At 69.7% G+C, this 13738-nt stretch carries 15 protein-coding genes; 5 read left to right on the top strand and 10 right to left on the bottom strand.

Translation table 11 applies throughout. The features are described from left to right. Nucleotides 1-45: 45 nt before the first annotated feature. Nucleotides 46-255, top strand: a complete 210-nt coding sequence (locus ACFV9C_RS06575; RefSeq protein WP_380191086.1) for an antitoxin — start codon at nt 46-48, stop codon at nt 253-255. Nucleotides 256-348: 93 nt separating this feature from the next. Here the strand turns inward: ACFV9C_RS06575 and ACFV9C_RS06580 are convergent, their stop codons facing one another. Genes ACFV9C_RS06580 through ACFV9C_RS06610 form a run of 7 tightly spaced genes read right to left on the bottom strand, consistent with a single transcriptional unit; the run spans nt 349 to nt 4334 of the window. Then, a complete protein-coding gene (locus ACFV9C_RS06580; protein ID WP_380191087.1) occupies nt 349-1176 on the bottom strand; it encodes a class I SAM-dependent methyltransferase in 828 nt (275 codons plus the stop codon). Between the two features lie 40 nt (nt 1177-1216). Continuing rightward, the gene (locus ACFV9C_RS06585; RefSeq protein WP_380191088.1) at nt 1217-2134 is read right to left on the bottom strand and encodes a hypothetical protein; all 918 of its coding nucleotides are present in this window, start codon (nt 2132-2134) and stop codon (nt 1217-1219) included. Between the two features lie 20 nt (nt 2135-2154). Beyond that, entirely contained in the window at nt 2155-2847 is a 693-nt protein-coding gene (locus ACFV9C_RS06590) for a hypothetical protein (RefSeq protein WP_380191089.1), read from the bottom strand. After that, nucleotides 2844-3083, bottom strand: a complete 240-nt coding sequence (locus ACFV9C_RS06595; RefSeq protein WP_380191090.1) for a hypothetical protein — start codon at nt 3081-3083, stop codon at nt 2844-2846. The genes ACFV9C_RS06590 and ACFV9C_RS06595 overlap by 4 nt, the downstream gene beginning before the upstream one ends. Next, complete coding sequence (locus tag ACFV9C_RS06600; RefSeq protein WP_380191091.1) at nt 3080-3784, bottom strand: hypothetical protein; 705 nt, start codon at nt 3782-3784, stop codon at nt 3080-3082. The genes ACFV9C_RS06595 and ACFV9C_RS06600 overlap by 4 nt, the downstream gene beginning before the upstream one ends. A gap of 4 nt (nt 3785-3788) precedes the next feature. Further along, nucleotides 3789-3950: a hypothetical protein gene (locus ACFV9C_RS06605; RefSeq protein ID WP_380191092.1), complete on the bottom strand. Its 162-nt coding sequence runs from the start codon at nt 3948-3950 to the stop codon at nt 3789-3791. Between the two features lie 42 nt (nt 3951-3992). Next, nucleotides 3993-4334 (bottom strand): hypothetical protein, encoded by a 342-nt coding sequence (locus ACFV9C_RS06610; RefSeq protein WP_380191093.1) that lies wholly within the window; start codon nt 4332-4334, stop codon nt 3993-3995. A 197-nt stretch (nt 4335-4531) separates the two neighbouring features. Here ACFV9C_RS06610 and ACFV9C_RS06615 point away from each other — a divergent pair, with 197 nt between their 5' ends. Genes ACFV9C_RS06615 through ACFV9C_RS06625 form a run of 3 tightly spaced genes read left to right on the top strand, consistent with a single transcriptional unit; the run spans nt 4532 to nt 7444 of the window. Continuing rightward, the gene (locus tag ACFV9C_RS06615) at nt 4532-5764 is read left to right on the top strand and encodes a sensor histidine kinase (protein WP_380191094.1); all 1233 of its coding nucleotides are present in this window, start codon (nt 4532-4534) and stop codon (nt 5762-5764) included. Continuing rightward, complete coding sequence (locus tag ACFV9C_RS06620) at nt 5748-6809, top strand: hypothetical protein (protein WP_380191095.1); 1062 nt, start codon at nt 5748-5750, stop codon at nt 6807-6809. Before ACFV9C_RS06615 ends, ACFV9C_RS06620 begins: the two co-directional genes overlap by 17 nt. Continuing rightward, on the top strand, nt 6806-7444 hold the full coding sequence (locus ACFV9C_RS06625; RefSeq protein ID WP_380191096.1) for a response regulator: 639 nt from the start codon (nt 6806-6808) through the stop codon (nt 7442-7444). Before ACFV9C_RS06620 ends, ACFV9C_RS06625 begins: the two co-directional genes overlap by 4 nt. A 1-nt stretch (nt 7445) precedes the next feature. Here ACFV9C_RS06625 and ACFV9C_RS06630 read toward each other — a convergent pair whose 3' ends face one another. Genes ACFV9C_RS06630 through ACFV9C_RS06640 form a run of 3 tightly spaced genes read right to left on the bottom strand, consistent with a single transcriptional unit; the run spans nt 7446 to nt 13175 of the window. Next, nucleotides 7446-8894, bottom strand: a complete 1449-nt coding sequence (locus ACFV9C_RS06630; RefSeq protein WP_380191097.1) for an FGGY-family carbohydrate kinase — start codon at nt 8892-8894, stop codon at nt 7446-7448. Beyond that, entirely contained in the window at nt 8891-11227 is a 2337-nt protein-coding gene (locus tag ACFV9C_RS06635) for a glycoside hydrolase N-terminal domain-containing protein (protein ID WP_380191098.1), read from the bottom strand. The genes ACFV9C_RS06630 and ACFV9C_RS06635 overlap by 4 nt, the downstream gene beginning before the upstream one ends. Nucleotides 11228-11282: 55 nt before the next feature. Next, the gene (locus ACFV9C_RS06640) at nt 11283-13175 is read right to left on the bottom strand and encodes an ABC transporter ATP-binding protein (RefSeq protein WP_380191099.1); all 1893 of its coding nucleotides are present in this window, start codon (nt 13173-13175) and stop codon (nt 11283-11285) included. Nucleotides 13176-13302: 127 nt separating this feature from the next. On the opposite strand from ACFV9C_RS06640, the gene ACFV9C_RS06645 reads away from it, so the two are divergent. After that, nucleotides 13303-13734: a MarR family winged helix-turn-helix transcriptional regulator gene (locus ACFV9C_RS06645; RefSeq protein ID WP_380191100.1), complete on the top strand. Its 432-nt coding sequence runs from the start codon at nt 13303-13305 to the stop codon at nt 13732-13734. Nucleotides 13735-13738: the final 4 nt, after the last annotated feature.

Consider the following 13738-nt stretch of genomic DNA (forward strand, 5'->3'; position numbering starts at 1 on the left):
CGGGCTAGGTAGTGGAAGGCAACCATCGAGGAACGGGGAAAGACGATGGGTTTGTTCGACGAAATGAAGGACAAGGCCGAAGAACTGGCCAAGGAGCACCCGGACCAGGTCAACCAGGGCCTGGAGAAGGCCGGTGAGTTCCTGAACGAGAAGACCGGCAACAAGTTCGGGGACCAGATCGAGCAGGGCGAGAACTTCGCCCGGGACCAGCTCGGCGGCCAGGGCGACAACAACCAGGACAACAACCAGTCCTGACGCAGCACACTCTGCGGCCGCGGCGATCTCGCCGCGGCCGCCGCGTGTCCCGCCACGCTCTCAGCTGACTCACGGTCGGCTCTCAGTCGGCGCTCAGCGCCAGACCACCGCCTCGATCTCGCGGCGCTCTTCCGCGAACAGCCCGTGGTCGGAAGCGTTCGTCAGCAGCTCGCGCAGGTCGGCCTCGAAGGCGGGCCGCTCCGCGCCGAACTGGTGCGGTGTCGAGCTCGACAACGAGAACACCGCCGCGACCACGTCGTCGACGGTCCGGTCCTCGACCTCGTTCCCGCCGACGACCAGCCTGGTCGGTCCGGCGTACCCGGCGGCGCGCATCACGTCCTCCTCGCCGCTCCGGGTGCCCGTCGGCAGCGCGCTCCGCCCGGCCCGCCGTACCGGACCGAGGTAGCGCGCCACCAGCTCGTCGATCGCGGACCACGGCGGCCGTGGGTGCGGCAGCTCCGTCGTACCGTCGAGCCCTCGATGCGTGGTCGCGCCAACGTGCACCCACGCCCCGCCGGGCGCGAGCATCCCGCGGACCAGTCGGGCGACCAGCGCCTGATCCATCCAGTGGAAGGACTGCGCAAACGTCACCACCTCGAACGTCCCGAGGTCCGCCGGCAGTTCCTCGGCGCGCAACTGCCGCCACTTGGTGTTGCGTACGCCGGTCTCCGCGGCCCGCCCCGCGGCCACGTCGAGCATGTCGGCGTCCGCGTCGACCCCGACCGCCTCCGCGAAGTACGGCGCCAGCAACAGCGTCACCGGCCCCGGACCACAGCCGACGTCGAGGAGCCGGCCTTTCCCGTTCAGTTGCAGTTCATCCCGGAGTACTTCGCCCAGCGCCGCCGGGTAGGCCATCCGCCCGACCGCGTAGTGCTGCGCGCTGCCGGCGTACAACGTCTCGTCCCATTCCCAGTCATCCACCCGCCGAGGCTAGTCCCACGGACGTCTTCGATCGAGCGGTTTAGGGCTCCTGCACGGGGACCGGTGACGAGCCGAGCGAACGGACGGAGGCGGTCAGGAGATGGTTGCCTCGGGCGTCTATCGTGCAGCGAGCCGGATCCGCGGTACCCGACTTGACGGACAGAGCGGTGACGGTGAGGTCCTGCTGGACGGCCGGCAACTCTTGGTCGAGGTAGATCTGGGCGGCAGTCACGCATTCGTCGAGGGTCGGCCGACGCGGGTCGCCGGTGGCGACGTACTCGCTGGAGTGGAGCTGGGCGCAGGTGACGACGGACGTCGTACGACGGTCGTAGCAGCGGCGCCAGGATCCGCCGGCTCCGGTCTGTAGGACGTTCCGGGAGGATCCGGAGACGTCGGAGAACGAGCGTACGGCGCATCCGCCACCGGGTGCGGATACCGACTGCGCGGTAACGACGTCGACGGCGGGGTTCCCACCAAGGAAGCGGACGGCGGCGGCGAGATCGCAGGTGGTTCCGCCGATCCGTTCGAGCCGGTGGAGCTCACCACACTCGGTGCCCGCACCCGCAGCCGTCCAGCATCTGGGTGCGGCGGTGGTTGGTGCGGCAGGAACGCTGATGGTTGGGGTCGGCGAGCCGGCCGTCGGTGTCGCAACGCCCGTGGACCCACCCGACGGTGTGGTGGCGCCGGTCGCAGGCGGTAGGCCCACGGTCGGGGTGGGGTGCGAGTTGCCGGCGATCATCACGGTCAAGGCGGCGACCGAACAGACGATCAGCACACCGACCGGGATCCAGCGCAGGCGGTGCCGTCGGAGCCACCACCAGTACGCGAGCGTCACGCAGGCCGCGACGAACAGCACGAGTACTACGCCGACGATCTGGGCCCAGACCGCGTCGGTGCCGTCGATCACCGACACGGTCAGATACACGACCGGGAGCACCTCGGACGCCACGAACGTCATCAGGCCACGACGCCCGGCGGTCAGGTCAGGATCAGATTCATCAGCACCGCTTGCACCGCTCCGCTGCCGCACCCTTCCCCCTCCTTCAGCGACACGATGATCTTGAGTGCGTTGACCTTCGTGACCGGGATCGACATCGACGCGATCTGGTTCTGCTTCACCGTCCGCAGATCCCGGTACTGACCGTTGGTGTCAACGCGGACCTGCAGCACCTGGTCCGAGCTCTCCGAGGCGTTGCTCTGCCCGAAGTCAAACTTCAGCGAGGTGAAGTTGTTCGCCAGCCGGAGTTCCAGCACCTGGCCGATGTCGTCACCGCAGCTGGACAGGTCGCCCCCGATTCCCGTTGCCTGCTTACGATCCGCGACGTCGAACCGTCCGTCCCGCCAGCCGGGCGGCGCCTTGAAGATGTTGCTCATCGTCAGCGGCCGGTTCGTTGCCTCCGGCCCCAAAGGCACCGGGCTCTGCTCGCCGTCCGGGCCACCGGACGGCGGGACATCTGTCGGCGTCCCCAGATCATCAGGCGTACCAGAGTCGTCCGGCGAGCTCGCCGTGTCCGTCGGCTCGGAGCTGTCCGGCGTGGCCGGCGTGGCCGGCGGCTGCACGGTCTCGCTCGGCGTGCTGACAGGCGCCGGCGGTGCGCTCGTCGACGAGTCGGAGCATCCGGCCACCGCCAGGACGATGACCAGCCCGGCGGCGAGTACCCGCCCGCTCATGGCTGCCTCCGGAACGGTCCCGAGTCTGACGATCCACCGAGCCGCGGGACGACGCCCACGACGTACCCGATCGCCATCGCGACCCCGACCGGTACCAGCAACAGCCCGAACACCAGGCCTCCGATCCAGTAGCCGCGGTTCCGGTCCGCGACAACCCATGCGTACGACGGACGGCGGGCCGCGTCGACCACGGCGCCGATGGTGACGAGGTACCCGACTACCAGCGCGGCCGTCACGCCGGCCTCGGATAGGCGGTCGCCGGGGTCGCGTTCCACGACGTCGGCATCGAGTACAGCGCGAAGCTCCGCGCCTGTCGACGCGGTGGATCGGGCGCATCGGCCAGCGCCCGGAAGCCGGCGAGCTCATCGTCTGCCAGCTCCTCGTGCGTCGTCCGGTAGGCCACCGCGCGTAGCATGACCGCTCGTGCGATGGCCCCGGAATCCAGCTCCTTCGGCAGGTTCAGGTCGACGACGAGAAGCCGGCTCGGCTCCTCGGTGCCATCCCGTACGACGAAGCGGAGCACCTCCTCGTCGAGCCAACCCTGCTTCGGGCTGAAGCCGACGGACGCGAGCCACGGGAACCTGATGTGCCCGACCAGCGCCTTGTTCTTGCTGCGCCTGGCCGCACGGATCTTGCTGACCGCGTTCAGCGCGAGGGCCGTACCCGGACTACCGACCCAGCCGCCGCCTTTGTCGTACTTCGAACACACCAAGGTGACTCGTGCTTCGGTGATGTACACGTCCGCGCGGACGTCGCCCAGGGAGAACACGGAGCCCCCACCGGCTTCGCGGACCGACAGCGCGTGCGCCACCAGGTGCTGCCGACGGTCTCCGTCCAGCGGTTCGGTCCGGAGCTGTCCGACGTTGTCGAGCGTCGGGTACATGGCCTCGTGACCGGACTCGCCCAGGTCACGGATACAGAACACGTCGTACGTCATCAGCTCACCAGAACCAGATCACGACCCGCCCACCCCGATAGAGGTAGGCCGAGTACAGTCCGGTGGCGGCCGCGCCGAGCAGCCCGTGCCAGCCAATGGCGGGAATCGCCACCAGCGAGATCACCGCGAGCACGGCGTAGTAGATCCAGGCCTTCGAACGCCGCACCGGCGCCCCTGGCTGCCTCCCGACAGGTTGCATCGTTGCCCCTCACAGTCCCAGCGGATGCCCACACACATCCGCGATCGCGATCGTCGAGTTCCGCAGCTGGTTCAAGGTCGTCGACTTGCTCTTCGAGATCTTCTCGATCCCATCCGCCGAGGCCTGGACCGCGCTCGACGCCTGGTAGCGCCGGGCAGTCCCGGCCAGGTCTCCGGCCGCTTTGAAGACACCGTTGTCGTTGAACACCCCGCGGTACAGCTGGTTGCTCACAGCATCGAAGTCCGAGCACAGGTCGTCTTTCGTCGACGGACCGCCGGCGCCGCAACCGGCGACCACCGACAGCAGACCGACGGCGACGATCATGCGTTTGCTGGCGCTTCTTCCCTTCATTTCTTCCCCCTCGCGGATTGCTCCGCCTCGATTTCCCAGTCGGCACGCTACGAGTTGCGCCGGGCGTCACGGGACCTCCGAACGGAGGTCATTGCGGGTCTCCGGCTGATCGCGTTGTGTTGTTGACTGCGGCTGCCGGGGGCGGGCATGGTGTGGATGCGTACCCTGCGTCACGGGGTGTGCATGGGGGGAAGTTGATGGATACGAATCGGCTCCTCGCGGATGTGAGGGCCGCGGTCGCACGCGCGCCGGTGCCTGCCGAGGTGGCGATGGCACGCGGAGCACCCGACCGCGCACTTGATCGCTTCGCCGCGGTGTACGGCGTCGCGCTGCGGCTCGGCACGGTAGGACTCGGCGGTATCGCCGGCGCACTGAGCCTCGCGCAACCCGCGTCCGCGGTCTGGTTCGTGCCGGCCGTCAGCCTGTTGGCGGTGTGGTGCCTGGTCTTCCTGTCGATCGCCGTACGCCGAGGTCTCACGCATCAACTCGTCATCGCGGACACCCTGATCATCTGCGCAACGCTTGTTCTGCAAGAGCATCTGTTGTCGGCGGCCGAAATCCCGAACGCCTCCGGCTGGCTGCTGCCGATCGGTACGGCGGCCGTCCTGCTTGCACAACTCCGATTCCGTCCCGGGGCCGGCGTACCGCTCGGTCTGCTGGTCGCCGCCGCGGACGTCGCCGGCCAACTGCGGGCGACGGACTTCCGGCCCGGCCTGCTGATCGGCGCCGCGATCCTCATCATCCAGACCGTGCTCGGTGCGGCGACAGTTCAGCTCGTGCGTCGAGCGGGTCGCGCGGCCGAGTCCGAGTGTGAACGGCAGGCCGTGCAGAACCGGGCGGCTGAGGTCGCCGCGGCCCGCCGGGCGGACGAACGTGAACACTTCCGGCATCTGCACGACACGGCACTCGCGACACTGACGATGGTCGGTTCCGGCTCGGTCAGGTCGCGGTCGGACGTGCTGCTGAAACGAGCCGCCTCCGACGCGGCAGCGCTGCGGGCCTTGTCCGCGTACCACGACGCGGATCGGACGCAACTCGAGCGGCTGGATGCCCACCTCGAGCGGGTCGCGCGTGCGGAGGCACCCGAGATCACGGTCGTGCTGTCGGTCCCGCCGACCCTCGTTCGCGGCGAGGTAGTGGCCGCGATCGCCGGTTGCGTCGGTGAAGCGCTGCGCAACATCTCTCGGCACGCCGGCGTGCACGAAGCGCGGATCGGCGCCGTGGTCGAGGACACCGGAGCCGTACGGGTGAAGGTCTGCGACGACGGCCGCGGGTTCGACGTCCGTACGCTGGCCCCGCACCGGCGCGGCGTCCGCGAGTCCATCCTCGCGCGGATGGCCGAGATCGGTGGCGCGGCCGAGATCCTCTCGGTGCCCGACCGCGGGACCGAGGTCGTTCTGCGCTGGAGCGGCGATGACCGTCGTCGATGAGCAGTCCAACACGATCCGTTCCGGGCTCGCCCGGGCGCTCGACATCAGCGTGGTCATCATCGTCGGCGTCTGGCACCTGGCGTACGTCGGACCGTCGCTCGTGCTGAGCATCCCGGCGTACCGCTCGGCGCCAGTCGAGCTCGTCAGCTGGTGCGTTCTCGCCGTATTGCTGGCGTTGGGCTCGTACCGCCTCCTGACCGCTCGGCGACTCGCGGCCTGGCCGTGGACCGCAGCGGCCGTCCTCGCGACGGGCGCCGTCGCGGTGTCGGCGGTGCCGGGCGACGAGATCACCGGCTCCGCGAACTGGGCGTTCGGCGACGTCGTGCTGATCGGCGTACTGCTGGTACTGCGGGAGCGACTGATCGCGTTCGGCGTGGTGTTCCTCGCGAACATCGCACTCAACCTGGCCGCGCTGACGATCGGCGACCACCATCTCGACAGGGCGGTGATCGCGAGGTTCGTCGTGATCGCCTGTGCCGACGGAATCATGATCCCGTCAGCTGTACTGCTCGCGGCGCGGGCGCTGGACGACGTCGCCGCGGTGGCCGGATCCGCGACCCGGCGGCGGGCGAGGTCGCAAGCGGACCGGCAGGTCGCGGACGCGCTGCACGAGGACCGGCGAGCTCGGTACGAGGCGCTGCGGTCCAGGGTTGGGCCGATCCTCGACGGTCTGGCGGACGGCACGCTCGACGCAGACGTCGCCGACGTCCAGCGGCGCTGCGCCATCGAGGCCGCTCGGCTGCGGCGCCTGTTCGCCGAGTCCGACGACGTACCGGATCCGCTGCTGCATGAGATCCGGGCCTGCGCGAGTGCCGCCGAGCGCCGCGGCGTACTGGTCGAGCTCGCGACCGCCGGACACCTCCCGCGACTGCCGCTCCAGGTACGCCGTTCACTCACCGAGCCGGTCATCGAAGCACTGGCCGCGACCGGGTCGTGGGCGCGGATCACCGTGTACGGCGAACCTGACGCGGTCGTCGTCTCCGCTGTCGGCGATTGTGGCGGCGCTGCCGATCCGTTGTGGCTGGACGCACGATGGGACCGGTGACGGTCGCGGTCGTCGACGACCATCCGGTGGTCGTCGAGGGGGTCCGGACCTGGATCGCGCAGGACCCGCGGGCGCGGGTTCGGATCGTCTCCGCGGGTGCCGACCTGAACGCCGTGCGGCGCGGCGCCGGACAGTCCGCGGACGTGATCCTCCTGGACCTGGAGCTCAACGGGGAGCTGATGCTCGGCGCCCTGACCGAGCTCGTCGACAGCGGGCGGCGCGTGATCGTCTTCTCGCAGCACGTAGACGAAGAGACCGTACGGGCGGCGCTTGACGCCGGTGCGAGCGCGTACGTCACCAAGCAGGAAGGCCCGCAGTTCTTGGTCGACGCGATCGTCGAGACAGCGCAGGACCGGCCCGCCGTACCACCGGCGATGGCAGGCGCGATGCTGTCCGACCAGCGGCCGCACCTGGCGCCGCAGGAGCGGGCGGCCCTGCTGCTCTGGTTCCAGTCCAGGTCGAAAGCTGCGGTCGCGGAACGGATGGGGATCCGAGAGACCACTGTCAAGCAGTACATCGACCGGGCGCGGGTCAAGTACGGTCAGGTCGGCCGACACGCCGCCAGCAAGGCCGCGCTGCTGGCCCGGGCGATCGAGGACGGCCTGATCCGCGCGGACGACATCGAGGACCGCTGACTCAGCTCTCCGCCAGGCGATGCACTTGCTCGCGGGTTGCCGGGTAGAGCTCTGTATAGGCGCCGAAAAGGGTCTCGTACGTCGGTGCCGTGGCTGGGTCGGGTACGACCACGTGATCCGGTCGCGTCCAGTCCGTGTTCGGCGGTACCGCGCCGACGCCGATCGCGGCGAGCAGCGCGTCGCCGTACGAGGCTCCGATCGTCTGCTGTGGAACGGTTTGCCGGATGCCCGCGACATCGCTGACGATCTGGGTCCACAGCCCGCCCTGCGTACCGCCGCCGACCGCGACGATGCGTTCCGCCGTACCGAACACGTCGAGGATCTGCCGCACCCCGCAGGCGATTCCTTCGTACGTCGCCCGCAGGAGATGACCGCGGCCGTGGCGGAGCGTCAGGCCGGCGATCACGCCACGCGCGAGCGGGTCGTAGACGGGGGTGCGCTCGCCGCTGAAGTACGGCAGCAGGACGAGGCCCTCGCTGCCCGCGGGTACGGCGGCGGCCTCGCGCAGGAGGGTGTCGAACGGGACGCCGCCGGTGAGGTCCTGCAGCCAGGTGGTGACGGTGCCGGAGGTCGCCATGCCGGCGGCCAGGGTGTGCGATCCCGGTTCCACGCCGGACGTCGTCCAGAGGCCGCGGACACTCGTTGGGGCGGCCAACACCTGGACGAAGAACATCGTCGAGCCGTACATCAGCATCAGGTCGCCCGGGCGCCGGACGCCGACGCTGAACGCCTCCGCCCACGCGTCGACGGTGCCCGCGACGACCGGCGTACCTTCAGCGAGGCCCGTCTGCGCTGCGGCCTCCCGGCGTACCGTGCCGATCTGTTCGGACGGCCAGACCAGGCGGGGCAGGGCGAGACCGGGGAGGACCTGTTCGACCCAGTCGGTGGCCCAGTCCTGGCGGTGGATGTCGTAGAACGGATCGCACTGGCTGGCCGTGTGGTGGTCGAGGATCCACTCGCCGGTCAGGTGGGCGACGACGTACGTGTGGGCGCTGAACCACCGGTCCCGCGGGCGCCACGCGTCACCCGCGTCGCGCTTGAGCCAGGCGAGTTTCGGGCCGATCGCCTGGCTGGACAGGTCCTTCCCGCAGCGTTCGAGGATCGCGTCGGCGCCGAGCTGCTCGGTGATCTCGGCGATCTCCCGGGTCGACCGGGTGTCGACGCCGTACAGGATCGCCGGGCGGCGCGGGCGCAGGTCGTCGTCGGTCTGTACGACGCACGGGCCGAGGCCCGAGACGCAGACCGCGACGACGTCGGTGGGGTCCAGCTCGGCAAGGACCTGCACGACGTCGCCCCACCAGTCGCGTTCGGCGTCCATCTCGGCCCAGCCCGGCCGCGGCAGGCTCGGCGCGTGGTCGCGGCGGGCGACCGCGACCACCTCGCCGTCGAGCGTGCAGCGAACGGCCTTCGTACTGCCGGTCCCGATGTCGACGCCGATGACGAAGCTCATCCCCTGATTGTCCAGGTGTACGGCGCGTTCGCGGTCAGGGACACCTCCTCGCGGCGCGCTCCATGCCTGACGACGACTGTTGTGTCGCGGTCGGGGGTCAGTACGGCGGTCGCCTTGGTTGCGGACCAGGTGAGGTCGACGGCAATGCCGCCACGAGCACGGAGACCGGTGATCGAGCCCTCCGGCCAGGCGTCCGGGAGGGCCGGGAAGATCTCCAGCTCGCCGGTGTGGCTCTGCAGGAGCATCTCGGCGATGCCCGCGGTGGCGCCGAAGTTGCCGTCGATCTGGAACGGCGGGTGGGCGCAGAACAGGTTCGGGTACAGCCCGGAGCCGTCGCCCACGTAGTCGGTGCCGGAGTCGCCGGCCGGGGTGAGTAGTTCACGGACCAGGCGGTGCGCGGCGGCACCGTCACGAAGCCTTGCCCACAAGGAGATTCGCCACGCCAGCGACCAGCCGGTGCTCTTGTCGCCGCGGAGTTCGAGGGTACGGGCGGCGGCCGCGGCGAGGTCCGGCGTACCGTCCGGGGTGATCTGGTCGCCGGGGTGCAGGCCGATCAGGTGCGAGGTGTGGCGGTGCTGCGGCTCGGCCTCTTCGAGGTCGTCCCGCCATTCCTGGAGTTGGCCGTGGGCGCCGATCCTGGGGTCGGGGATGCGCTTGCGGGCGGCTTGGAGGGCGTCGATCAACGGGTCGGTGAGGTCGAGTACGGTGGCGGTCTGGGCGCAGCGGTCGAAGAGGTCGGCGATCAGCGAGAGGTCCATCGTGGACGAGGTGGTGACCGAGGCGGGCTTGCCGTCCGGGGCGATGAACTCGTTCTCGGGTGACGTGGACGGCGTGGTACCGAGGGTGCCGTCGGGGAGTTCGACCAGCCAGTCCATCGCGAACTCGGCGGCGCCGCGGAGGGTCGGCCAGACGTCCTTCAGGTACTCGCGGTCGCCGGTGAACGCGTAGTGGTCCCAGAGATGGCGGCACATCCAGATGCCGGCCATCGGCCAGTTCGCCCACTTCGGGTTGCCGTCCACGGGGGCGGTCCAGCACCACGCGTCGGCGTTGTGGTGCGCGGCCCAGCCGTTGGCGCCGTACAGGTGTTGTGCTGTGTTTTTGCCTGCCTGGGCGAGGTTCTTGACGTAGGTGAGCAGCGGTTCGTGACACTCCGAGAGCGAGGTGGTCTCGGCGGGCCAGTAGTTCATCTCGGTGTTGATGTTCACCGTGTAGTTACTGCTCCACGGCGGCTGCAGATGCTCGTTCCAGATCCCCTGCAGGTTGGTCGGCAACCCACCGGGGCGGGAACTCGCGATCATCAGATAACGCCCGAAGTTGTAGATCAACGCCGCCAGCCCCGGATCATCCCCCGCCCTACGCAACCGCCGATCCGTAGTCATCGCCACCTGAGAAGGCAGGACGAGCACAGACCGCCGGAACAAGCCCTGATGGTCCCGCACATGCTCGTCCCGCAACACCCCGTTCAGGACCGACTCCTCCAGCGCGGCGCGTACTGGGGTGTCTGCTAGGTCGCGGCAATCAGCGTGAGTGCGGGTGGGTTTGGTGTGCGGGTCTTCGTAGCCGGTGGCCGTGGAGAGGACCAGCAGGAGGTCCGTGGCGTCGGTGGCGGTCAACTTGTCGGCTGAGGGGGTGAGGGAGCCGTTGGTTTGGGCGCGGAGTACGACGGCAGCGTTCATGCCGCGGTCGTCGCCGTCGGAGTACTGGATCGGCTCGCCGGTGCCCTTGTGCGGCGGCGCGACCGACGACGGGCAGGTGGCGAGTAACGCGAGGCCGTTGTCGTCGAGAGCTTGGGTGGTCGAGCGAAGCTGCGAAGTCAGGCTGAACGTCACCGTGAGCGGCTGCGAAGCGCCCAGACGTAGGATCAATGCCCCCGCCGGCGCACTGACGTAGACCTCCTGCCAGACCTCCACCCCGTCGACCGTGTACTCGGCCCGCGCGACCGCCTCATCCAGATCCAGCCGCCGGCGATACCCCGCGACCGCACCGCCACGCGCGAAGTCCAGCACCAGATCGCCGAGCGGCAGGTACGCCTGCGAGTGCCCGCTCTGGAACCCACCCGCCAACTCCTCCGCCGCCCGCACATCCCCGCGCGCCAGCGCCTCCCGCACCCGCTCCACCGCGGCCGCGCCGACCTCGCCGTTCGGAGTCGCCAGCCGCCGCGTGGTCGCCGGGCTCCCCGACCAGCAGGTTTCGTCGTTGAGCGCGATCCGGTCCCGCGCCGTACCGCCGAACCACATCGCCCCGATCCGGCCGTTGCCGAGCGGCAGCGCCTCCAGCCAGCTCGCGGCAGGAGCGTCGTACGTCAGCTCGGTGGCAGTCATCCGATCTCTCATACCCGGAATCCTCCCCCGGCCGCGGTCCCGCCGCGACCTGGGGTCCGGGGACTGGTCAGGCCGCCTTGGCGAACTGGGTCGCGTACAGGTCGGCGTACAGCCCGCCCTGCGCGAGCAGCTCGTCGTGCGTGCCGCGCTGCTGGATCCGCCCGTCGTCGAGCACCAGGATCACGTCGGCGTTGCGGATCGTCGAGAGCCGGTGCGCGATCACCAGCGACGTACGGCCGACCAGGGCGTTCGCGAGCGCGGTCTGCACCGCAGCCTCGGACTCGGAGTCCAGGTGCGCGGTCGCCTCGTCGAGGATCACGATCGACGGCGACTTGAGCAGCAGCCGCGCGATCGCCAGCCGCTGCCGTTCACCGCCGGACAGCCGGTACCCGCGATCGCCGACCACGGTGTCCAGCCCGTCGGGCAAGCTGTCGACCAGCGTCGCGATCTGCGCCGCCTCGAGCGCTTCGTGCAGCTCCGCGTCGGTCGCGTCCGGCCGGGCCAGCTGCAGGTTGGCGCGGATCGTGTCGTGGTACATGTGCGAGTCCTGCGTGACCACCCCGATCGCCGCGCGCAGCGAGCTCTGGGTGACCTCGCGTACGTCGTACCCGCCGACCAGGACGGCGCCGCCGGTGGCGTCGTACATCCGGGAGACGAGCGACGAGAGCGTGGACTTGCCGGCGCCGGACGGGCCGACGACGGCGACCAGTTGCCCGGGCTCGACGGTGAACGTGACGTCCTTCAGTACCTCTTCCCCGGTCTCCGCGGACAACGTCGCGACGGACTCGAGCGAGGCCAGGGACACCTCTTCGGCGGACGGGTAGTGGAACGAGACGTGGTCGAACTCGATCGACGGCTCGGCCGTTGCCGGCAGCACCTTCGCATCCTTGCGGTCGGCAACCATCGGCGGGAGGTCCAGCACCTCGAGCACCCGCTCGAAGCTGACCAGCGTGGTCATCACGTCGACCTGGATGTTGGACAGCGCGGTGAGCGGCCCGTAGAGCCGGTTCAGGTACGCCGTCAGCGCGACGACCGTGCCGATCCCGAGCGACCCGGCGACCGCGAGTACGCCGCCGACGCCGTACACGAGCGCGACCGCGAGCGCCGCGACCAGGGTCAGCGAGACCCGGAACACGCTGGCGTACATCGCGGTGGTGACGCCGATGTCGCGGACCCGGGCGGCCTTGCCGGCGAAGTCCCGCGACGAGTCCTGGGTACGGCCGAAGACCTTGGCGAGCACCGCGCCGGCGACGTTGAACCGCTCGGTCATCGTCTGCGCCATGGTGGCGTTCAGCTTGTATGTCTCGGCCGTTGCGTCCCGCAACTTCCCGGCGAGCAGCCGGGCCGGGATCACGAACAACGGCAGGACGACAAGCGCGAGCAGCGTGATCTGCCACGACATCACGAACATGGCGCCGAGCACGAGAACGACGCTGAGCAGGTTGCTGACCACGTTCGAGAGCGTGGACGTGAACGCCTGCTGCGCGCCGAGTACGTCGCCGTTCAGCCGCTGGATGAGGGCGCCGGTCTGCGTGCGGCTGAAGAACGCGACGGGCAACTGCTGGACGTGGTCGAACACCGCCGTACGGAGGTCGTAGACGAGGCCTTCACCGATCCGCGCGGAGAACCACCGCTCGCCGAGCGTGATGGCACCGTTCGCGAGCGCGAGAACGGCGACCACGAGGGCCAGCCAGACGACGACGCTCGCGTGCTTGGGCACGATGCCCTTGTCGATGATCGCCTTGAACAGCAACGGGGTGACGGCGCCGGTACCGGCGTCGAACGCCACCAGAACGAGAAAGGCGGCCAGATAGCCGCGGTACGGACGGGCGAACCCGAGGATCCGGCGGAGCGTGCCCGCCGACAGTTTGTGATGCCGGACCGAGGAGTCCTTGAGCAGCGAACGCATCGCGCGTCCACCCCCACCGCCCCCGCCCGGGATGCCGGAAATCTGCGACATGCAGTTCCTTTCGCCAGGGACCAGATATACTGAGGTTAACTCATTATGAGCAAACCTCACAAGATCCCCGGCTATTCCCCCGCGCCCGCGACCGGTCCGCGAGTCCGTGGGCCACTAGGCTCTGCACATGCACGCGCGCGATGACTCCACCGACGCCGCCGAGCAGATCTCCGCACTGCTGGACGCGATCGTCCGCCGTCAGCGCCGGGCCTCGCGCGAGGGTTTCGGGGACAGCGTCACCCACGGCCAGTACCGCCTACTGCGCACCCTCGACAACGCGGGCCGGCCGATCCGCCTGAGCGACCTGGCCGCGCGTCTCGGAATCGTGCCGCGCTCGGCAACCTCGGTCGTCGACGACCTGGAGGCGGCCGGCCTGGTCGCCCGCCAGCCGGACCCGCACGACCGCCGCGCCACGCTCGTCGACCTGACCCCCGATGGCCGCCAGATTCTCACCACCCTGCGCGAAAAGCGTCGCGACGTCATGGTCAGCCAGCTCGCGCGTCTGGACGCCACCGAGCAGCAGACCCTCGCCGCCCTCCTCCGCCGCCTCGCCGAGTGAATTC

The sequence above is a fragment of the Kribbella sp. NPDC059898 genome, from assembly GCF_042730855.1.
GTDB lineage: Bacteria > Actinomycetota > Actinomycetes > Propionibacteriales > Kribbellaceae > Kribbella.